The following is a 20,537-nucleotide window of genomic DNA, read 5'->3' as shown; positions in this document are numbered from 1 at the left end:
TGGTGAGCCTGTCGAACCACGCCTTTCGCTGAAATCTCGAACAGACGGCTTTTTGACTATCCGCCAAGAGCGTGGTTCGACAAGCTCACCACGAACGGTGTTTTGGGGTTCTACACTTTCAAGCTCTTGGATCTAGCCTCCAATCTCCAGCGACGACCGCACACTGAACCATAACCGCCGACTATGGCGCAGGCTTCCTCACCACCAACTCCGCCAGAATCTCGCGCCCGTCCTGCAGTTTGAAGTTCACCACTACTTTGCTGCCTTCCTTCAAAGGCGCACGCGGCTGCATCAGCATGAGGTGCAGGCCGCCTGGTTTGAGCGTCGCCGAATCGTCGGGCGCGATTCGCAATTGCTCGAGCTCGCGCATGCGGTTGACGCCGTCCACGTTGCGGGTCTCGTGGATAGACACTTCGCCGAAGGCCGGGCTGCTGGCCGATACGATCACCGCCGGCATCGGACAGGGATTGGCGATGCGGCCGAACCCGGCCATCATCGGCATGGCCGCGGGCGGCAACCGCACCCAACCCTCTTTCATCGCAGGCGCGCACTCTTTCGCGCTAGCCTGCAATGCGCCGGTAGCCAGCAACAGCATCAAGGCCCACTTCGCGAGTACCCGCTTGGCCAGCTCTCGCTTGGCATGATGTCTTTTGTCCATGCGCTTATGATATCCGCCGAGCCCACCGGAGAAAGTGAATGACCGCACTCGTCGAAATCATCGCCCATGGCGCGATCCGCGAGATCCGTCTGGCGCGCGCGCCGGTCAATGCGCTCAATACCGATCTGTGCCGGGCGCTGATCGTGGCGTTGAATGCGGCAGTGGCCGAAGGGGTGCACGGCATCGTGCTGTCCGGCAACGAGAAGGTGTTCTCCGCCGGCCTGGACGTGCCTCATCTGATGTCGCATGGCGAGGACCGGCATGCCTTGCTGGACAGCTGGCATGCCTTCTTCGGCGTGGCCCGCACCCTGGCCGAATCGCGGGTGCCGGTGGTGGCCGCGCTGACCGGGCATTCCCCCGCCGGCGGCTGCGTGCTGGCTCTGTGCTGCGACTATCGGATCATGGCGCGCAGCCCGGACCCTGCGCGGCCGTTTGCCATCGGCCTCAACGAAACCCAGGTTGGACTGGTGGCGCCGGAGGGCATCCAACAACTGCTGCGCAGAGTGGTCGGCATCTACCGCGCCGAGCGCCTGTTGGTCGCCGGCGAACTGGTGCCCGCGGATCGCGCCCTGGAGATCGGGCTGATCGATGAGCTGGTCGCTGGCAACGAAGTAGTGCCGCGCGCAGTGGCCTGGTTGCAGCGGCTATTGCAGCTACCCACGCACCCGATGCTGCAGACCCGCGGCATCGCCCGTAGCGACCTGGTCGCGGCGCTGCATCCCGACAACATCCAGATGGACCGCTTCATCGAAGCTTGGTATTCGCCGGACACGCAGACGGCTTTGCAGGCGCTGGTGGCGAAGCTGGGTAAGTAGGTCGGGGCTACGCCCCCGACTCCAGGGCGAGCCGTTTTCCCGCGCGTCGGGGGCGTAGCCCCGACCTACGGGCCGATGGCTACAGGCCGCGACGGATCGCTGATCCAGCCGCTCCAGGAGCCTGCATAGACCCGCGCGCCGTGCAGGCCGGCGTGCTCCATCGCCAGCAGCAGATGGCAGGCAGTGACGCCGGAGCCGCACATCACCACGACTTCTTTCGGCTTGCGTGCGGAAAGCATCGGCGCAAGTTGGTCATGGAGCTCTGCAGGCGATTTGAAAGCGCCATCGCGCAAACTCTGCGAAAACGGATGGTTCAGCGCACCGGGAACATGGCCGGCGACCGGGTCCAAAGGCTCCACTTCGCCACGAAAGCGTTCTGCGGCGCGGACATCGAACAGCCAGCCAGCGGGCTCGCCCCGACGCGACAGCACTTCCTCGGCATCGGCGATCGCCGTGCGATCGAATCGCGCGGGATACGCTGCGACTTCATCGACGCGGGTGGTTTCACTGGTTTCGGGAAGCTGGTCGGCGCGCCAAGCTGCCAACCCGCCGTTCAATACCGCGACGCGCTCATGCCCCAGCAATTTCAGCAGCCACCAGAACCGCGCCGCCGCCATGCTGCCATCGCCCGCGTCGTAAACGACGACCTGATGATGGGGCCCGATACCCCATTGGCCGAGTTTGCGGGTGAAGTCTTCCTCTTCCGGCAACGGATGCCTGCCCTGCCCGGTCTTTCCCAGGTCCGAAAGGTCCTGATTGAGATCGGCATACACGGCACGCGGAATATGCGATCGCTGGTAACCGTCGCGACGCAGCGCCGAGTCGGTGAGCGAGAATCGCGCATCGACGATGCGCAGGTCGGCGTTGTCGAGTTCGGCGGCCAAGGACTGCGGCTCGACCAAGGTGGTCCATTTCATGCGATGCCCGCCAATCGTTCGCGCAGGTTGAACAGCATCGCCGCGGTCGCACCCCAGATGCGCTGGCCGGGCCAGTCGTATTCCAGGACCGCGCGGCGGCGTCCACGGTAGTCCACTTCCACCCGGCGCAGGTTTTCCGGCGCCATCAGGAAATCCAAAGGCACTTCGAACACGTCCGCCACTTCATCCGGATTGGGCACCGCGACGTAGGCCGGATCGATCACCGCTACGACCGGCATCACCCGGAAACCGCTGATGGTGGTGAAAGGATCGAGGAATCCGAGCGGGGATATCTGCTTGGCGGTGAGCGCGATCTCTTCGCTGCTTTCGCGTATCGCCGCCGCGATCGGGCTGAGATCGCTGGCTTCTATGCGACCGCCTGGGAAACTGACCTGTCCACCATGGTGGCGCAGGCCGTCGGTGCGGCGGGTGAGCAGGACCTGGGTGCCGTGCTTGCGCGGCACCAGCCCCGCCAGCACCGCCGATTCGACTGGAGGCCCCGGAGGCAACAGATCGACCAGTTCCTCGTGGTTCCACCCTTCCCGCGTCGGCATAGCGGTCAGCGGATGCAGAGCCCCGAGCAAAGCCTCGCGCTCGCGCAACAGCGACTCGAAACCCGCGCGCGACTGCTCGCGTCCGGGCAGGACCTCCATCAAACGCAGGCGTTCGTCATCGTTCATTTGCGACCAGCGGGCAATCTCTGCGGTCGTCCGCAGACAACCTTGGCACAGCCCGTCGTCAGCCAGGGTACAAACGCCGATGCACGGGCTGAGCACGGCGCGGTAAGCGGAATTCATGGAATCGGACACCAACCGAAGCATACCGCCTGCAGAGCGCGCATTGCCCGGAACAAAACAACACTTCAGAAAAAGCTACGCCGGCACTGGGCCGGCGTAGCGGGACTTTGCTATCCGCGTACGTGACTCCCTGATAGAGGGCATCACGTCCATGGCTCCCCGCCTTCGCGGGGATGACGTTTCGGCAAAGCCGCCTGCGCTATGCGCAGACGGGCCGAAACGTCACTTGACGCTGACCAGCTTGACTTCGAAAACCACGGCCTGGTTCGGACCGACCGGCGACTGCGGGGTGTTGCCGTAGGCCTTGTCGGCCGGAAGGACGACTTCCCAGCGCGCGCCAGTCGGCATCTGCAGGATGGCTTCGCGCAGGCCCGTCAGCGGGATCTCGCTGACCTTGATCGCCATCGGAGCCGGCGCGGTGGTCTGCCCCTGCTGCGGGCTGAAGGTATCGACGAAGGTACGGCCGTCGCTGAGCGAGCCCTTGTACTGCATGGTGATGTTGCTGGCCTGGGTCGGCTTGGCGCCGCTGCCGGCTTCGATCACACGGTACTGGATGCCGCCCGGCAGGCTCTGCACGCCGGCCTTGCTCTTGTTCTGAGCCAGGAAAGCGTCGCTCTTGGTCTTGTTCTCGGCCGAAGCCTTGTCGAACGCGACCTTCGCCTTTTCCATCTGGCGCTTCTGCATGGTCTCCACCGCGGTACGCAGCTGCGCAACCGGAACAGTGGGTTCCTTCTTGCCATAGCCTTCCTGCAGGGCCTTGATCACCGTATTGATGTCGACGGCTTCGCCGCTTTCGACAAGGTTGCGGCCGAGGTCGTAACCGAGCGCGTAGCTCAGTGCATTTTTGTCGGGCGCCGGCGTGGTTTGCGCGAAGGCGGAGCCGGCTACCAAAGTCATGGCCGCAAGGGTGGCGGCGAGCAAACGCAACTTCATTATCAACAAACCTCCAGTTATGGAATGGGGCGGTCGAGCCGCCCCAAGCATTTAGACGAAATGCACGACGCGCTAGGATAGCCGCCGAAGGGCTTAACCGCCAGTGACGACAAGGCCTGTGACCCCCTCCCAGGCCCGAAGTTCCGCCTGATTCCTCTCCAATCCAACAGCGACCATGACCGACTCCCCCATTACTACCAACGTGCAAGCCGGCATCGGCCGCATTACCGTCAACCGTCCCGACAAGCTCAATGCGCTCAACGCGGCCACCCTGGATGCCCTGTATGCGGCCTTCAACGAAGCCGCAGAAGACCCGGGCACAAGGGTGCTGGTGCTGACGGGGGCTGGCCCGAAGGCATTCGTGGCCGGGGCCGATATCGCCGAAATGTCGGACTTGCGCCCTACCGAGGGTCGCGACTTTTCGCAGCGCGGCCAGCGCCTGATGCGCCGGATCGAGACCATGCCCAAGCCGGTCATCGCAATGGTGAACGGATTCGCACTGGGCGGCGGGCTGGAATTGGCCATGGCCTGCCATCTGCGGATCGCGGCCGATACGGCGAAGCTCGGGCAGCCCGAAATCAACCTGGGCCTGATCCCCGGATTCGGCGGCACCCAGCGTCTGCTGCGTCTGGCAGGGCGCGCGGCCACGCTGGAACTGTGCCTGCTGGGCATACCTGTCGATGCCGCCCGTGCATTGCAGCTGGGCATCGTCAATCGAGTGGTCGCTGCGGCCGACCTGGAAGCCGAAACGCTCAAGATCGCAGAACAGCTCGCGCACGCAGCACCGTTAGCGCTGCGTGGAACTCTCGACGCGGTGAACGTGGGCGGCGAATGCGCCATCGAAGAGGGTCTGCAGTACGAAACCGCGCAATTCGGCCTGATGTTCTCTACCGACGATATGCGCGAAGGCACGCGTGCGTTCCTGGAACGCCGCAAGCCGGTCTTCAGCGGACGCTGAGTGAACCCAGGATCCTCCGACGCGGACGCCGCACACGATTGCGCACGCGCAGTCCGGCTTGCGGAATATCTGCTGGCCGATGACGTCGATGCCGCGATAGAGGGCGGCTTGATGGATTTCGTCCCCTGCCCGACCTGCGACCGGGTGCTGGCGATCCAGCTGATCGAAGCCCAGCGAAAACTGCGGAGCGCCTGGGCGGCACGCGATCGCTATCGGGCGCGCAATGCGCGCCTCGCCAAGCGGGCCGCCGAGCGCGACGCCAGGCGTGCGGCTCCCGCTGTAGAGAAGAAGAGCGCGTTGCCGCCGGCCGCCGCCGCGATCCTCGCGCGCGCCAAGGCGAAAGCCGCGGAACGGGGTAAGTCATGAACGCCACGCCCAAGCGCGGCAAGACGTTGAAGCCGGCGGAGGTGCGCGAACTGTTCTCGCGACTGGCCGAGCTCAACCCCCATCCCACCACCGAACTGGCCTACACCACGCCCTTCGAACTACTGGTGGCCGTGATCCTGTCCGCGCAAGCCACCGACGTAGGCGTCAACAAGGCCACGCGAAAGCTCTATCCGGTCGCCAATACTCCCGCGGCCATTCTCGCGCTGGGCGAGGAGGGCCTGAAGACTTACATCGCCACCATCGGCCTGTTCAACGCCAAGGCCAAGAACGTGGTCGCCACCTGCCGCATTCTGGTCGAGCAATACGACGGCGAAGTCCCTCGCGATCGCGCGGCGCTCGAAGCCCTGCCCGGCGTGGGCCGCAAGACCGCCAACGTAGTGATGAACACCGCCTTCGGCGAACCCACCATCGCGGTCGACACGCATATCTTCCGCGTCTGCAACCGCACCGGGCTCGCTCCAGGCAAGGATGTGCGTGCGGTCGAGGACAAACTGATGAAAGTGGTGCCGGAGGATTACAAGCAGGACGCGCATCACTGGCTGATCCTGCACGGTCGCTACGTGTGCAAGGCGCGCAAACCCGATTGCCCGCAATGCGTGATCCGTGACCTATGCCGCTTCAAAGACAAGACGCCGGACGAATCCAATCGCTGATCGGCCTCTGATAGGAGGCGGCACCTGGAACACACGTGGGAGCGGCGTCCCGCCGCGAGCTCTTGGCCAAAACTCTTCTTATCCGAAATCCATGCGTCGGGGGCATAGCCCCGACCTACAAAGCTCGCGGCGGGACGCCGCTCCCACGTCTCTCGACATCACGTCTCTCGACATCACGTCTCTCGACATCAGGTCTCTCGACATCAGGTCTCTCGAATTTGTTGTCGGCAGCTGCCGGTCGCTAGCATGAGTCAGATAACGCGGCGGCCCTGCGCATCGACGATTTGTTCACCGTCTTCTTTCGCAAAGGGGCCCTGTTGCGGTTGCGGCAGCAGGTCGAGCACCTGTTCGGAAGGCCGGCACAGCGCCACGCCCAGCGGCGAGACCACGATGGGCCGGTTGATGAGCAGGGGATGGGAAACCATCGCTTCGAGTAAAGCTTCTTCGCTCAGCGACTCATCGTCCAGGCCGAGTTCCTGGTAAGGGGCGCCCTTCTCGCGCAGCAACTCGCGCGCCCTTATTCCCATGCGCCTCAGCAGCGAAACCAGCATGCCGCGGCTGGGAGGGGTTTTGAGGTATTCGATGACGTGGGGCTCGATGCCCGCATTGCGGATCATCGCCAGCGTATTGCGTGAAGTCCCGCAATCGGGATTGTGATAGATGACGATGTCGATGGTGGAGGGACCCATGACGCATTCCTGGTGAGAAACAGATGCGCATCATGCCCCGTAGAGCCGATTTGGGGTTCGATCGCCAGCGCCGATGCATAAAAAGTGTCATCGCGACGAAATAAGACAGCTTTGTCACAATAACGCAAAGTTCACGGATTAGCCTGCGCGGCACCTTCCCACCGCCCCAAGGGCTTTCCCATGAAACTGTCGCGTTCCACTCTCTCCCTCGCCCTGCTTGCGGCGCTGGTCGCCCCGGCTGCGCACGCTGAAGTCGCCCTTGATGTCATCGGCGGCTCCGAAGTCTCCTTCGAAGGCCTGGTGCAGGCCGATTTCTACAACTTCGACACAGACGGCATCGACTACGGCGCGGATTCCGCCACCGACCTCGACGGCGAAGACTACATGCAGGAACTGCGGCGCGCCGAGTTGGTGCTGAAGGGCAAGGGTCCGGGCAATATCGAATGGGTGCTCGGCTACGACGCCAAGGACGACAAGTTCCTGGACGCCAATGTCAAGTACAAGTTCGGCAACAATGCCAACCACTTCTTCCAGATCGGCCAGTTCAAGCAGCCGGGCGCGACCATGGAAGAGCTGTCCTCGACCAAGAACAACGACTTCGTTTCCAAGTCCTCGATCACCAACAGCCTGGGCACCCCGCGCCGCGTCGGCGCGCAGTACAACTACGGCGACAACAACTGGGCGTTGACGGCCAGCTACTTCGGCCGCGAACTGACCCGCAACCGCGAACACGGTAGCGGCTATGCCTTGCGCGGCTACTGGGCGCCGATCAACGAGACGGGCAACATCCTGCACTTCGGGGCTTCCTACATCGACAAGGACACCGACGCCGACGGTATCCGTCTGCGCGCCCGGCCGATGGCCGACATGGTCCCGACCCGTTTCGTGGACACTGGCAGCAGCCTCACCAGCGCCGCCAGCCTGAACAATCGTACCGACCGCGCCAGCACGATCGGCGTGGAGGGCTTGTGGGTGCATGGACCGTTCAAGCTGCAGGGCGAGTACATGTCCATAGACGTCAAGCGCACCGACGGTCTGGACGACTTCAGCGGCAACGGTTACTACATTTCCGGCCTGTGGAATCTCAGCGGCGAGACCTGGGGCTACAAGGCTGGCGTGCCGACCACACCGCTGCCGGACGATCCGACCAAGGGTTTGTGGCAGCTCGGTCTGCGTTACGACACGATCGACCTGACCGACGGCGCCGTGGTCGGCGGCGAAATGGACAGCATCACCGCCGGCGTCAACTGGTACTGGCGCTCGAACTTCAAGTTCATGCTGAACTACGCCATGGTCAAGCAGGAAAAGGGTGTGCTGAACGACGACCCGAATGTGATCGAAGCGCGCGTCCAGTTCTACTGGTAATCCAAGCGATTCACCCGCCTGCGTCCCTCCCCGCAGGCGACCGAAGCGCGGCCGATGGCCGCGCTTTTTTTATGGGCAACCCATATGTCGTTGTCACATTTCCGTCTTTTTGAAGACACGCCGTTGTCACGCAAACGTCGTGGAATGCGCACCAGCGGCACAAGCCGCGCTTTTCCCACCAGGAGCCATCCGTGTTCAACTCCCTCAAATCCCGCGTCGCGGTGTTGGCCCTGGCGGCCGCATTCTCGACCGGTGCAATGGCCGCCGACGTCACCGGCGCCGGCGCCTCGTTCGTGTACCCGGCCATGTCCAAGTGGTCGGCCGACTACAAGAAATCCTCCGGCAAGCAGGTCAATTACCAGTCCATCGGCTCTGGCGGCGGTATCGCCCAGATCAAGGCCGGCACGGTCGATTTCGGTTCCTCCGATGCGCCGTTGAAGCCCGATGAGCTGGCCAAGTTCGGCTTAGCGCAGTTCCCGTCGGTGATCGGCGGCATCGTGCCGGTGCTCAACGTACCCGGCGTCGCCGCTGGCGCGCTGAAGCTGGATGGCGAAACCCTGGCCAACATCTTCCTGGGCAAGATCACCAAGTGGAACGATCCGGCTATCGTCGCTCTCAATGGTGGCGTGCAGTTGCCCGACACCAAGATCACCGTCGTGCATCGTTCGGACGGTTCCGGCACCACCTTCAACTTCGTCAACTACCTGTCCAAGGTCAGTGGCGAGTGGAAGACCAAGGTCGGTGAAGGCACTTCGGTCAAGTGGCCGGTCGGGATCGGCGGCAAGGGCAACGAAGGTGTGGCCGCTTACGTCAAGCAGATCAAGGGCGGCATCGGCTATGTCGAACTGTCCTACGCGCTGCAGAACAAGATGACCTATTCGCGCATGAAGAACGCCGCCGGCAACTTCATCGTGCCCAGCGACGACAGCTTCCAGGCCGCCGCGAACAGCGCCGAATGGGGTTCCTCCAAGGACTTCTACCTGGTAATGACCAACGCTCCGGGCGCCGATTCCTGGCCGATCACCGCCACCAATTTCATCCTGATGTACAAGCAGCCCAAGAACGCCGCCGGCGCCAAGGGCGCCAAGGAATTCTTCCGCTGGGTCTACAAGAGCGGCGATGCCCAGGCCAAGGCCCTGGGTTATGTCCCGCTGCCGGCCGCGCTGGTGCAACAGATCGAAACCTACTGGTCGCAGAACATGGCGTATTGAACGACGGGTCTCTCTCCCCCCATGGTCGTTCGAAGGGCGCGGACCGCGAAGTCCGCGCCCTTTTTCTGTCTTCCGCATCGAGAAGGCGCCATCTGGGATCGTTCCGAATGGCGTAACCAGTCGACAACCGGCTTCTCAATCCGCGCAAAAGCGGCAGGCATTCGCGCCCCCAGACATGCCCGCATCGCGAAAACCCCCTGCCCGCGCAGGTGACGAACCGCACAAATACGGCGTCATACGCCTGTAACAAAAACATCATTTCATGGCGTACCCGCTGGCGATATCGCCGGCACGTCGTCATACGGAGTCACCACCATGAACCTGAAGCCGGCACGTATCGCCCTGCTCACTCTTTCCGTCGCCCTGGTCCTGGCGGCCTGCAAGCCTTCGGACAAGGCAGCGCCGACCACCGGCGCGCCCGAAGCCGGCGCGCCCGCTGCCGATGCGGCAGCCAACCCCAATGCAGCCGAGATCTCCGGCGCAGGCGCGTCCTTCATCTATCCGCTGGTGTCCAAGTGGTCGGCCGACTACAACACGGCCACTGGCGCCAAGGTCAATTATCAGTCCATCGGTTCCGGCGGCGGCATCGCCCAGATCAAGGCCGGCACCGTGGATTTCGGCTCCACCGACAAGCCGCTTTCTCCCGAGGAGCTGGCGCAGTCGGGCCTGGGCCAATTCCCGTCGGCCATCGGCGGCGTGGTTCCGGTAGTCAATGTGGAAGGCCTGCAGCCCGGCCAACTGAAGCTGACCGGTGCGCTGCTGGCCGACATCTTCCTGGGCAAGATCGCCACCTGGAACGACGCGGCCATCGCCGGCGCCAATCCGGGCGTGGCCCTGCCTGCCGGCAAGATCAGCATCGTGCATCGCTCGGACGGCTCGGGCACTACTTTCAACTTCTCCAACTATCTGTCCAAGGTCAGCCCGGAATGGAAGACCAAGGTCGGCGAAGGCACTTCGGTGCAATGGCCGGGCGGCGTGGGCGGCAAGGGCAACGAAGGCGTGGCGTCGTACGTGAAGCAGATCAAGGGCTCGATCGGTTACGTGGAACTGGCCTACGCCTTGCAGAACCAGATGCCCTACGCCTCGCTGCAGAACGCGGCCGGCAACTACGTGCAGCCGAACGCCGAAACCTTCGCCGCCGCGGCCGCCAGCGCCGACTGGGCCAACGCCAAGGACTTCAATCTGGTCATCACCAATGCGCCTGGCGCGAACGCATGGCCGATCACCGCCACCAACTTCATGCTGATGTACAAGCAGCCGAAGGACGCCAAGCGCAGCGCCGACACGCGGGCCTTCTTCAAATGGGCCTTCGAGAACGGACAGGCGCAGGCCAGCGAACTGCATTACGTGCCGCTGCCGCCGGAACTGGTGAAACAGATCGAGGCGTATTGGGCCAGCGAATTCAAAAGCTGATCCAGACGACTCCAGACAGCCCGCACAGCGATGTGCGGGCCTTTCGCTTTCCCCGGCACTCAACCTGGATTCCCCGACGCAATGAACGCCGCCGCACTGCCCGCTGCCGCTCCCTCCACGCGCGACTCGCGCGATACGCGCAACGACCGCTTGTTTCGCTGGTTGCTGACCGCCACCGTGGCTTTCGTGCTGGTGGCGTTGGCCACTGCCGCCCTGTCCATGCTGTGGGGCGGCCGGGAAGTTCTTGAAACCGAAGGTCTGAGTTTCTTCTATTCGTCGGAATGGAACCCGGTCGAAAACAAATACGGTGCGCTGGCGCCGATCTACGGCACTATCGTCACTGCGGTGATCGCGATGCTGATCGCGGTACCGGTCAGTTTCGGCATCGCCTTCTTCCTTACCGAGGTCGCACCGCGCTGGTTGCGCGGTCCGGTGGGCACGGCCATCGAACTGTTGGCCGGCATTCCTTCCATCATCTATGGCATGTGGGGCCTGTTCGTGCTGGTGCCGGTGATGACCGAATACGGTACGCCCTGGCTCAACGATCATATCGGCACCATTCCCTATATCGGCGTGTTCTTCCGCGGCCCGCCGCTGGGCATCGGCGTGCTGACCGCCGGTTTCGTGCTGGCGATCATGGTCATTCCCTTCATCAGCTCGGTGATGCGCGAAGTGTTCCTGACCGTGCCCCAGCGATTGAAAGAATCGGCCTACGCGCTGGGTTCGACCAAATGGGAAGTCAGCTGGGACATCGTGCTGCCTTACACGCGCTCGGCGGTGATCGGCGGCATCTTCCTGGGCCTGGGCCGCGCCCTAGGCGAAACCATGGCCGTGGCCTTCGTCATCGGCAATACCGTCAGCCTGTCCGCTTCGTTGCTGGAGCCGGGTACCACCATCGCGGCCTTGATCGCCAACGACTTCGGCGAGGCCACCGAAACCTACCGCTCCGCGTTGCTGCTGCTGGGCTTCGTGCTGTTCATCGTCACCTTCATCGTGCTGGCGATCGCGCGCTACATGCTGATGCAACTCTCGCGCAAGGAGGGCAACTGATGAGTACGAACAAAGCCGCCGCCGGCCTCTACCGCCGCCGCAGCATCGTCAATGTGATCGCTTTGGTGCTGTCCTGCGCTACCGCGCTGTTCGGCCTGCTCTTTCTGGCCTGGATCCTGTGGACATTGATCGCCAAGGGCATTTCCGGCATCAACGTCAGCCTGTTCACGCAGATGACCCCGCCGCCGATGCAGGAAGGCGGCCTGGCCAACGCGTTCTTCGGCAGCGCGGTGATGTGCGGGCTAGCGATCGCGATCGGCACCCCGCTGGGCGTGCTGGCAGGCACCTGGCTGGCCGAATACGGCAACGCCCGCAAGGCCGGCACCATCGTGCGTTTCGTCAACGACATCCTGCTGTCGGCGCCGTCGATCGTACTTGGCCTATTCGTGTACACCCTTTTCATCATGCAGTTCGGCGGCGGCTTCTCCGCGCTGGCCGGCGCGCTGGCGCTGGCCTTCATCGTGTTGCCGGTGGTGGTGCGCACCACCGACGAGATGCTGCGGCTGGTGCCCTCGCAGATGCGCGAAGCGGCCCTGTCGCTGGGCGTGCCGCAATGGAAGGTGATCGTGCAGGTGCTGTACCGCAGCGCCTCGGCCGGCATCGTCACCGGCATCCTGCTGGCGCTGGCGCGCATCAGCGGCGAAACCGCACCGCTGCTGTTCACCGCCTTCGGCAGCCAGTACTGGAACGCCAACGTCATGCAGCCGATGGCCAGCGTGCCGGTGGTGATGAATCAGTTCGCCGGCAGTCCGTACGAATCCTGGCAGACATTGGCCTGGGCCGGCGCCCTGGTCCTGACCGTGTTCGTACTCCTTATCAGCCTGAGTGCGCGCGGCATTTTGCTGCGCAACAAGATCTCCAATGACTAATCTCTTTTCGGACCCGGCCATGAACGACGTTCAACGCAACGATTCCACCCAGCGGATCACCACCGTGACTACGGATCGCGGTGCGATCCCGCCTTCGCCGGTGAAGCTGGAAGCCAAGGGATTGGATTTCTACTACGACAAGTTCCACGCGCTGAAAAGCATCAACCTGGAGATTCCGGAAAAGCGCGTGACCGCGCTGATCGGTCCCTCCGGCTGCGGCAAGTCGACGCTGCTGCGCATCTTCAACCGCATCTACGCGCTGTACCCGAAGATGACGGCGAAAGGCGAAGTGATTCTCGATGGCGAGAATATCCTCGACGCCAAGTACCCGATGAACCGCTTGCGCAGCAAGGTGGGCATGGTGTTCCAGAAGCCGGTGCCGTTCCCGATGACCATCTACGAAAACATCGCCTACGCCATCCGCCACCACGAGAACATCTCCAAGGCCGACATGAACGACCGGGTCGAGCACGCGCTCAACCAGGGCGCGCTGTGGGGCGAGGTGAAGGACAAGCTGGGCCAGAGCGCGCTGGGCCTTTCCGGCGGCCAGCAGCAGCGCCTGTGCATCGCGCGCGCGGTGGCGCTGAAGCCGGACGTGCTGCTGCTGGACGAGCCGACTTCCGCCTTGGATCCGATTTCGACCAGCCGCATCGAGCAGTTGGTGGAGGAACTGAAGAAGGACTACACCATCGCCATCGTCACCCACAACATGCAGCAGGCCGCGCGCGTTTCCGACTACACCGCTTTCATGTACCTGGGCGACCTGATCGAACACGACGTGACCGCCAACATCTTCTCCAGTCCGAAGAAGCAGCAGACCGAGGACTACATCACCGGCAGATTCGGATAAGAACCTCTCCCTACGAATTCGATGCACAGCCAGGAATCATCATGAGCACCCAACCGCACGAACACATCGTCAAGAGCTACGACGAAGAACAACGCCGCCTGGTCGGCGAGATCCTGCACATGGGCGGGATGGCCGTCGCCCAGCTGGAGGCCGCGCTGGACGTGGTCGAACGCCGCGACGACCGCGCCGCGCAGCGGATCATCGCCAACGACGTCGAAATCGACAAGCTGGAATCCAAGATCAGCCACGATGTGATGCAGCTGGCGCTGCGCGGACCGATGGCGCGCGACCTGCGCGAGATCCTGGCGGGCCTGCGCATTCCTTCCGATATCGAACGCATCGGCGACTACGCGGCCAACGTGGCCAAGCGCTCCATCGCGCTGAATGTGTCGCCCCCCGTTCCCCACACCACCAACCTGCGCGCGCTGGGCCGGCTGGCCGCGCGCCAGGTCAGCGACGTTCTGGAGGCCTATCGCGAAGGCGACGCCGATCGCGCGCTGATGGTGCGCGCACGGGATGCGGAACTGGATGCGCAGTACACCGCTCTGTTCCGCGAACTGCTGACCTATATGATGGAGGATGCGCGCAACATCACCCCATGCACGCACCTGCTGTTCATGGCCAAGAACCTGGAACGCATCGGCGACCACGCCACCAACATCGCCGAGAACATCTGGTTCCTGGTGCATGGCGACCAGCCCCTGCCGCCGCGCGACAAGCGCGACGACACCAGCACCACCGGCGCGGTCTGACCGCGCCGGCAGCATGAATCGCCGATAACCAGCAAGACGACCGGAGCGGGCGGCCGCGAATCCTTCCCCGCCCTACCCCTCTCTTTTGTCACTGTCAGGCATGCCGCAACGGCGGCATGCTGCGGTCACGGAGAGGGAAATGAACAGCGCAATCGCGAGCACCCACTATTCGTCCGACGATCTGGCCGCCGCCCGTGCCGGCGATCTTGCCGCACTGCAGCGCGTGCTGGTCCAGTCGCGGCAGAATCTGCGTCGCTACGCCGAATACCATTGCAACATCAACGACACCGAGGATGCCGTGCAGGAAAGCATGATCCTGGTCTCGCGCCGGATCGGCGATTTGCGCGTGCTGGAATCCTTCGCCTCCTGGTTGTTCCGCATCGTCAAGCGCGAATGCAACCGCCTGAAACGCGGTTTACGCATGCTGACCGGCGACGCCATCACCGAGGATATCCAGCCCACCTGCAGCTTCGAGCCGGTGGAGCTGCGTCACGACGTCGCCGCGGCATTGGAGTCGCTGCCTCCGCACTATCGCGAAGTCATTCTGCTGCGCGACCTGGAAGGCTATTCCATCGAGGAACTGGCGCAACGCCTGGGTCTCAACCGTGAGGCGGCCAAATCGCGCCTGCACCGGGCGCGCGTGCTGACCCGCGAATACCTGATGCCTGCGGGTTCCGCATGACCGCCGCACCCGCTCCCGTGCCGGCCCGGCCAACCGATTGCGCAAACCCCGCGTTGCCGCAGTGCACACAGACCACCAACCCTTCGCCGCTACACTTCCCCCACAACCCGCGGATAACCCGCATCCCAGGAGCAATGCCATGAGCAAGTCCAACCAAAAACCCGTTTCCCTCGCCCTTTGCACGGCCCTCGTCGGCGGACTGGCCCTGTCGACCTCCGCATTCGCCATGCAGCCGCTGGCCCAAGGCTATCTGCTGTCGGCTACCGCCGCCGATGCCGGCGGCGAAAAGGCCGCCGAGGGCAAGTGCGGCGAAGGCAAGTGCGGCATCGAGAAGGTCGACACCGATAAGGACGGCAAGGTCTCGCGCGCCGAGTTCACCGCTGCCCACGCCGACAAGGCCGACAAATTCGACAGCATGGATGCCAACAAGGACGGCTTCATCGATGCGGCCGAGCACAAGGCCCACTCGGAAGGCAAATGCGGCGAAGGCAAGTGCGGCGCGGACAAGAAGAAGACCGACGCCAAGGCCGAGCATGCCGAAGGCAAATGCGGCGAAGGCAAGTGCGGCGGCAGCATCTGATCCGCCAGCCCTGATCGGATGAAAGCGCCCCTACCCGTCGCCAGTGCCGGAATAGGCCTGCGGCGCGCCCTGTTGGGCGCGCTGCAGGAAGCGCCCGCGGACGCATTCGATTTCCTCGAATGCGCCCCGGACAACTGGATCGGAATCGGCGGCAGGTTCGGCGCGGCGCTGGAGCAATTGTCGGCACGCTATCCGCTTACCTGCCACGGACTTTCCCTCTCGCTCGGCGGCGTTGCGCCGCTGGACGAGACTTTCCTGGCGCGCGTGCGCCGTTTTCTGGACCGCCACCAGGTCGCTCTTTACAGCGAGCACCTCAGCTATTGCACCGACGACGGCCATCTCTACGATTTGATGCCGATCCCCTTCACCGAGGAAGCCGTGCGCCACGTCGCCTCGCGCATCCGTCGCGTGCAGGAAGTGCTGGGTCGCCGCATCGCGGTGGAAAACGTCTCCTACTACGCCGCGCCCTATCGGGCCATGGACGAAGTGGATTTCGTCAACGCGGTGCTGGCCGAAGCCGACTGCGACCTGTTGCTGGACGTCAACAACATCTACGTCAACGCCATCAACCATGGCTACGACGCACACGATTTCCTGACGCGTATGCCGACCGCACGAATCGTCTCGTACCACATCGCCGGACACTACGACGAAGCGGACGACCTGAAGGTCGACACCCACGGCGCGGCGGTCAAGGAAGACGTCTGGTCGCTGCTGCAGAGCGCCTATCGCGTGCATGGCGTGCATCCGACGCTGTTGGAACGCGACTTCAATTTCCCGGCGATGCCGGTATTGCTGGCCGAAGTGGAGCGCATCCGCGACCTGCAGCGCGCCGCCGCCGGCCTTCAAGCGCCGGTTTCCGCCCATGGCTGAGACGCTGCGGCAACAGCAATTCGAGCTGGCCGCGCACCTGCGCGACCCCGTCGCCCATGCGCCTCCTCCCGGTTTGGAGGATCGCCGTCTGTCGGTCTATCGGGAGCTGTTCTTCAACAACATCGAAGGACTGCTGTCCGGCAATTTCCCCGTCATCCGCAAGACCCTGGGCGAACAACGCTGGCGACCGCTCGTGCGCGAATTCTATGCCCGGCACCGCAGCCGCACGCCGCTGTTCGCGGAGATAGGACGCGAGTTCATCCGTTTCCTGCAGGAGCGCGCGGAACACGGCGCCGACGATCCGGCCTGGCTGGCGGAAATGGCGCATTACGAATGGGTGGAGCTGGGCCTGCAGATCGCCGACGACGAGTTTCCTGCGCACGATGCGGACGGCGATCTGCTTGCCGGGATTCCGGTGTTATCGCCGATCGCCTGGGCCCTGGCCTATGTCTGGCCGGTGCAACACATCGGTCCGGACTACCAGCCCGAGACGCCGCCCGAAGCGCCGACGCTGGTGCTGGTAAGACGCGATGCGCAGTACGACATCCGCTTCGCGGAAATCTCGCCGTTGGTATATCGGCTGATCGAGATCCTGCGCGCGGGCGAGCGCAGCGGTCGCCAGGCGCTGGAACAACTGGCCGGAGAAGCCGGCGCTACCGACCTGCCCGCTTTCGTCGAGCAAGGCCACGCCATGCTCGTTCGTATGCGCGAAGAAGGCACGATCCTGGGCACCTGTCCGTAGGAGCGAGCCCTGCCCGCGACGCTTTTCGCCGGGGTTGATCAAAAAGCGTCGCGGGCAGAGCCCGCTCCTACAAGGTTGGCTTGCAGGCTCTGCTACGCTTGCCGCAATGACGAGCCCAGACGAACCATTGCCGATCAGCCCCATGTCCCGCCGTTTCCGCGGCTACCTGCCCGTGGTCGTGGACGTGGAAACCGGCGGCTTCGACTGGAATCGCCACGCGCTGCTGGAAATCGCGGTGGTGCCGATCGATCTGGATGAAAACGGCGCTTTCGCCCTGGGCGAGACCGCCAGCGCCCATCTCATCCCCGCGCCGGGCACCGACATCGATCCCAAATCGCTGGAGATCACCGGCATCGTGCTGGACCACCCTTTCCGCCTGGCCAAGCCGGAGAAGGAGGCGCTGGAACACGTGTTCGCGCCGGTGCGCGCGGCGATGAAGAAGCATGGCTGCCAGCGCGCGATACTGGTGGGGCATAACGCGCACTTCGACCTGAATTTCCTCAACGCGGCAGTCGCGCGTTCCGGACACAAGCGCAATCCGTTCCACCCCTTCAGCGTCTTCGACACGGTCACTATGGCCGGCATGGCCTACGGCCAAACCGTGTTGGCCCGTGCGGTGCAGGCGGCGGGGATGGAATGGAATGCGGACGACGCGCATTCGGCCGTCTACGACACCGAGCAGACGGCGCGGCTGTTCTGCAAGATCGCCAATGCGTGGCCGAAACCGGTCGCCTAGCCGTGATCCGCGACGCGAACAAGGACGACTTCGAGCGCATCCTGGCGCTGAATCAGGAAGCGGTCCATTTCACCAGCCCCATGGATCTGGCGCGCCTGACCCATCTCGACACGCAAAGCGCTTATCACCGGGTCATCGAACTGAACGGCGAAGTGGTCGCTTTCCTGCTGGCATTGCGCGAGGGCGCGGACTACCCCAACCCCAATTACGGCTGGTTTTCCGAACGCCTGGACAGCTTTCTCTATGTCGACCGCATCGTGATCGCATCGACGCAGCAGGGCAAACGGCTGGGGCAGGCGCTATACGACGACCTGTTCGCCTACGCCAGGCAGCAAGGCCTCGGACAGATCGCCTGCGAATTCGATGTCGACCCTCCCAATCCCGTTTCCCAGAAGTTCCACGCCCGTTATGGTTTCGGCGAGGTGGGTACGCACTGGGTCGCAGGCGGAAGCAAGCGCGTTTCGCTGCAAGTGGCCCCATTGCCGTCCGAGTAAATCGGTTTTCGCCGCGGGCAAACGCCTCATGAAAACTAGGGCGCGCGTATCCCGTATTTTTCCAGAATTTCCCGCACTCGATCGAGCGGAATCGCCTCGACGGTCTGGCCATTGCCGGAGACCGTCGTGGCCATGAACAACGAGTTGTAGACCGCTTCCTCCACCGCATCGACGCTGGCCTGGAACACCGCGCTCATTTCTTCATTCGCAAGCTCGGTGGTGGTATGCCGCGGCGCGTCGAACGCACGGCGCACGGAAGCGGCGGTCGAGAAAGCGAGCGCGTAGTCGCCGCTGCCGTTCGAGGCCGAACTTCCGGTGCGGCCAAGTCCCATCATCGCGCGCGAAGCCACGCGCGCCAGGTTGCGGTCGCCTATCGGCGCGTCGGTGGCGATGACGACGATCACCGAGCCGTCGCCGCGATCGTCGGCAAGACCGGAAGCGAACGGCGCCGAGGACGGCAGCTCCGATGCGACGGCATTCTGGAAGGAATAACGGCCGAGTTCGCGACCGACCGGCGCACCGGCCACCTGCAACACGCCACCGAAGTTGGTCTGCACCAGCACGCCCACTGTCCAGCCACCCAGCGAAGCAGGCAACACCCGCGACGATGTGCCGATGCCGCCCTTCCAGCCGAAAGCCACCGTGCCGGTACCCGCGCCCACGCTGCCTTCCTCCACGGGTCCGCCGCGCGCGCCTTCCAACGCATCGCGCACCGCCTTCGCGGTGACCGGGCGGGAGCGGATGTCGTTCAATCCACCGTCGTTGGTTTCGCCGACCACGGGATTGATGGACCGCACCTGCTGCATGTCCGGTTGCTCGAGCATCCATGCCGCCATGGCGTCGGCGGCCTTCCACACGCACAGCGTGCAGGTCAGGAGGACGGGAGTCTCCAGCTCGCCCAGCTCGTTGAGTTGCGTACTGCCGGCGAACTTGCCGAACCCGTTGCCGACATGCAGCGCTGCCGGCACGCGCGAGCGATAAAGGTTGCCGCCATGCGGAAGAACGGCGGTCACGCCGGTGCGCACCTTGTCGCCTTCCTGCAAGGTCACCTGTCCCACGCGTACGTCGGCCACGTCGGTGATGGCGTTGAGTTTGCCCGGGGCGAAGATGCCGGGAGCGACGCCAAGCTCGCGAGCGCGGGCGCGTTGCTGGGCCTGCGCGAAGGTCGATGCGGTGGAAAGAAAAGCCAGCGCCGCGAAAGCCGCGAATCGGCCGAACGCGAAGGTATCCATACGCTTCATTCGCATGCGCTCGCTCCTACTTGCGTTGACGTACGGCCTCGAACAACGTCACGCCCGCGGCAACGGAGACATTGAGGCTCTCGATGTCTCCAGGCATCGGGATCTTCACCAGCCCGTCGCAATGCTCGCGCGTTAGCCGGCGCATGCCGTCGCCCTCGCCGCCCAGCACCAGCGCCACGTTTCCGCGCAAATCGGTGTCGTAGAGCGAGGCTTCCGCTTCGCCGGCCAGACCGTAGATCCACACACCGAGCTGCTGCAGGTCGCGCAGGCAGCGGGCCAGATTGGTGACCGGAAATACCGGCAGACGATCGGCCGCGCCAGCGGAAGTCTTGCGCACGGTCGCGTTCACCGGCGCGGACTTGTCCTTGGGAATCACTACTGCGGTCGCACCCGCCGCCGCCGCGCTGCGCAGGCAGGCGCCGAGGTTGTGCGGATCCTGCACGCCGTCGAGCACCAGCACTAGGGCCCTGCCCTCGGCGGCTTCGATCAAACCGGCCAGTTCGCCCTCATCCCAGGTTTTCGCCGCGGCATAGCGCGCCACCACGCCCTGGTGACGGACCGAGCCGCCGACGCCGTCCAACGCCTGCTGAGTGACGCGGCGCACTTCGATGCCTTTGCGGCGCGCATTCTCCTCGATCTCGGTGATGCGCGAGTTCTTGCTGCCGGCTTCCAGCAATATTTCCCGCACATTGTCGGCATCGTTCTCGATGGCCGAAGCCACCGCGTTGATGCCGGCGATCCATTGGTTCTGTTTGCTCATCTGCAACCCATCAAAAGGTGATTATTGAGCCCCTCTCCCATCGGGAGAGGGGTTGGGGTGAGGGTGCGGCGGAGTCCATGATGGTTCGCAAACCACTAGCTTCGCCGTACCC

General features: G+C 63.9%; 24 protein-coding genes. 17 read left to right on the top strand and 7 right to left on the bottom strand.

The genetic code is table 11. The features are described from left to right. Positions 1-181: 181 nt before the first annotated feature. Positions 182-592, bottom strand: a complete 411-nt coding sequence (locus J2W94_RS02565) for a copper chaperone PCu(A)C (protein WP_430540561.1) — start codon at positions 590-592, stop codon at positions 182-184. Positions 593-696: 104 nt separating this feature from the next. On the opposite strand from J2W94_RS02565, the gene J2W94_RS02560 reads away from it, so the two are divergent. Next, positions 697-1,473, top strand: a complete 777-nt coding sequence (locus J2W94_RS02560) for an enoyl-CoA hydratase/isomerase family protein (RefSeq protein ID WP_310090069.1) — start codon at positions 697-699, stop codon at positions 1,471-1,473. A gap of 65 nt (positions 1,474-1,538) precedes the next feature. On the opposite strand, the gene J2W94_RS02555 is transcribed toward J2W94_RS02560, so the two are convergent. The 3 genes from J2W94_RS02555 to J2W94_RS02545 form a co-directional block, all read right to left on the bottom strand. Next, entirely contained in the window at positions 1,539-2,390 is an 852-nt protein-coding gene (locus J2W94_RS02555) for a sulfurtransferase (RefSeq protein ID WP_310090067.1), read from the bottom strand. Then, positions 2,387-3,187: an NUDIX hydrolase gene (locus tag J2W94_RS02550; protein WP_310090066.1), complete on the bottom strand. Its 801-nt coding sequence runs from the start codon at positions 3,185-3,187 to the stop codon at positions 2,387-2,389. Before J2W94_RS02550 ends, J2W94_RS02555 begins: the two co-directional genes overlap by 4 nt. Before the next feature lie 222 nt (positions 3,188-3,409). After that, positions 3,410-4,120 (bottom strand): FKBP-type peptidyl-prolyl cis-trans isomerase N-terminal domain-containing protein, encoded by a 711-nt coding sequence (locus J2W94_RS02545; RefSeq protein ID WP_310090065.1) that lies wholly within the window; start codon positions 4,118-4,120, stop codon positions 3,410-3,412. A 175-nt stretch (positions 4,121-4,295) separates the two neighbouring features. On the opposite strand from J2W94_RS02545, the gene J2W94_RS02540 reads away from it, so the two are divergent. From J2W94_RS02540 to nth, 3 genes are read left to right on the top strand one after another with little or no spacing between them, the layout of a single operon-like run. Next, a complete protein-coding gene (locus tag J2W94_RS02540) occupies positions 4,296-5,078 on the top strand; it encodes an enoyl-CoA hydratase/isomerase family protein (protein ID WP_310090064.1) in 783 nt (260 codons plus the stop codon). Beyond that, the gene (locus J2W94_RS02535) at positions 5,079-5,444 is read left to right on the top strand and encodes a hypothetical protein (protein ID WP_310090063.1); all 366 of its coding nucleotides are present in this window, start codon (positions 5,079-5,081) and stop codon (positions 5,442-5,444) included. It begins immediately after the preceding gene. Next, on the top strand, positions 5,441-6,118 hold the full coding sequence (gene nth, locus J2W94_RS02530; protein ID WP_310090062.1) for an endonuclease III: 678 nt from the start codon (positions 5,441-5,443) through the stop codon (positions 6,116-6,118). Before J2W94_RS02535 ends, nth begins: the two co-directional genes overlap by 4 nt. Positions 6,119-6,369: 251 nt before the next feature. On the opposite strand, the gene arsC is transcribed toward nth, so the two are convergent. Next, on the bottom strand, positions 6,370-6,792 hold the full coding sequence (arsC, locus tag J2W94_RS02525) for an arsenate reductase (glutaredoxin) (protein ID WP_430540560.1): 423 nt from the start codon (positions 6,790-6,792) through the stop codon (positions 6,370-6,372). Between the two features lie 195 nt (positions 6,793-6,987). On the opposite strand from arsC, the gene J2W94_RS02520 reads away from it, so the two are divergent. The 13 genes from J2W94_RS02520 to J2W94_RS02460 all read left to right on the top strand — a co-directional run bounded on the left by J2W94_RS02520 (position 6,988) and on the right by J2W94_RS02460 (position 18,424). Beyond that, entirely contained in the window at positions 6,988-8,172 is a 1,185-nt protein-coding gene (locus J2W94_RS02520; RefSeq protein WP_310090060.1) for an OprO/OprP family phosphate-selective porin, read from the top strand. Between the two features lie 191 nt (positions 8,173-8,363). Next, positions 8,364-9,383: a phosphate ABC transporter substrate-binding protein PstS gene (gene pstS / locus J2W94_RS02515; protein WP_310090059.1), complete on the top strand. Its 1,020-nt coding sequence runs from the start codon at positions 8,364-8,366 to the stop codon at positions 9,381-9,383. A 315-nt stretch (positions 9,384-9,698) separates the two neighbouring features. Further along, positions 9,699-10,796, top strand: a complete 1,098-nt coding sequence (gene pstS, locus J2W94_RS02510; RefSeq protein WP_310090058.1) for a phosphate ABC transporter substrate-binding protein PstS — start codon at positions 9,699-9,701, stop codon at positions 10,794-10,796. An 81-nt stretch (positions 10,797-10,877) separates the two neighbouring features. Further along, positions 10,878-11,846 carry a phosphate ABC transporter permease subunit PstC gene (gene pstC, locus J2W94_RS02505; protein WP_310090057.1) on the top strand — a complete coding sequence of 323 codons (969 nt, stop codon included), beginning with the start codon at positions 10,878-10,880 and terminating at the stop codon, positions 11,844-11,846. After that, positions 11,846-12,715, top strand: coding sequence for a phosphate ABC transporter permease PstA (gene pstA, locus J2W94_RS02500; RefSeq protein WP_310090056.1), 870 nt, complete (start codon positions 11,846-11,848; stop codon positions 12,713-12,715). Before pstC ends, pstA begins: the two co-directional genes overlap by 1 nt. Beyond that, on the top strand, positions 12,708-13,565 hold the full coding sequence (gene pstB / locus J2W94_RS02495; protein WP_310090055.1) for a phosphate ABC transporter ATP-binding protein PstB: 858 nt from the start codon (positions 12,708-12,710) through the stop codon (positions 13,563-13,565). The genes pstA and pstB overlap by 8 nt, the downstream gene beginning before the upstream one ends. Positions 13,566-13,606: 41 nt before the next feature. Then, positions 13,607-14,317: a phosphate signaling complex protein PhoU gene (phoU, locus tag J2W94_RS02490; protein ID WP_310090054.1), complete on the top strand. Its 711-nt coding sequence runs from the start codon at positions 13,607-13,609 to the stop codon at positions 14,315-14,317. Between the two features lie 139 nt (positions 14,318-14,456). Then, positions 14,457-14,999 (top strand): RNA polymerase sigma factor, encoded by a 543-nt coding sequence (locus J2W94_RS02485; protein WP_310090053.1) that lies wholly within the window; start codon positions 14,457-14,459, stop codon positions 14,997-14,999. A gap of 139 nt (positions 15,000-15,138) precedes the next feature. Further along, on the top strand, positions 15,139-15,579 hold the full coding sequence (locus J2W94_RS02480) for an HvfA family oxazolone/thioamide-modified RiPP metallophore (protein WP_310090052.1): 441 nt from the start codon (positions 15,139-15,141) through the stop codon (positions 15,577-15,579). An 18-nt stretch (positions 15,580-15,597) separates the two neighbouring features. After that, positions 15,598-16,452 (top strand): HvfB family MNIO-type RiPP peptide maturase, encoded by an 855-nt coding sequence (locus tag J2W94_RS02475; RefSeq protein WP_310090051.1) that lies wholly within the window; start codon positions 15,598-15,600, stop codon positions 16,450-16,452. Continuing rightward, a complete protein-coding gene (locus tag J2W94_RS02470; protein ID WP_310090050.1) occupies positions 16,445-17,194 on the top strand; it encodes an HvfC family RiPP maturation protein in 750 nt (249 codons plus the stop codon). The genes J2W94_RS02475 and J2W94_RS02470 overlap by 8 nt, the downstream gene beginning before the upstream one ends. Before the next feature lie 106 nt (positions 17,195-17,300). Then, entirely contained in the window at positions 17,301-17,930 is a 630-nt protein-coding gene (gene rnt, locus J2W94_RS02465) for a ribonuclease T (protein WP_310090049.1), read from the top strand. Beyond that, on the top strand, positions 17,909-18,424 hold the full coding sequence (locus J2W94_RS02460) for a GNAT family N-acetyltransferase (protein WP_310090048.1): 516 nt from the start codon (positions 17,909-17,911) through the stop codon (positions 18,422-18,424). The genes rnt and J2W94_RS02460 overlap by 22 nt, the downstream gene beginning before the upstream one ends. 35 nt (positions 18,425-18,459) lie before the next feature. On the opposite strand, the gene J2W94_RS02455 is transcribed toward J2W94_RS02460, so the two are convergent. Together J2W94_RS02455 and rlmB are read right to left on the bottom strand one after the other, a co-directional pair. Continuing rightward, complete coding sequence (locus tag J2W94_RS02455; protein ID WP_310090047.1) at positions 18,460-19,671, bottom strand: P1 family peptidase; 1,212 nt, start codon at positions 19,669-19,671, stop codon at positions 18,460-18,462. A 10-nt stretch (positions 19,672-19,681) separates the two neighbouring features. After that, positions 19,682-20,425, bottom strand: coding sequence for a 23S rRNA (guanosine(2251)-2'-O)-methyltransferase RlmB (gene rlmB, locus J2W94_RS02450; RefSeq protein WP_310090046.1), 744 nt, complete (start codon positions 20,423-20,425; stop codon positions 19,682-19,684). Positions 20,426-20,537: the final 112 nt, after the last annotated feature.

Source organism: Pseudoxanthomonas sacheonensis (assembly GCF_031455975.1).
In the GTDB taxonomy this organism is placed as follows: Bacteria; Pseudomonadota; Gammaproteobacteria; order Xanthomonadales; family Xanthomonadaceae; genus Pseudoxanthomonas_A; species Pseudoxanthomonas_A sacheonensis_A.
This window is presented reverse-complemented; position numbering and strand designations above follow the sequence as displayed.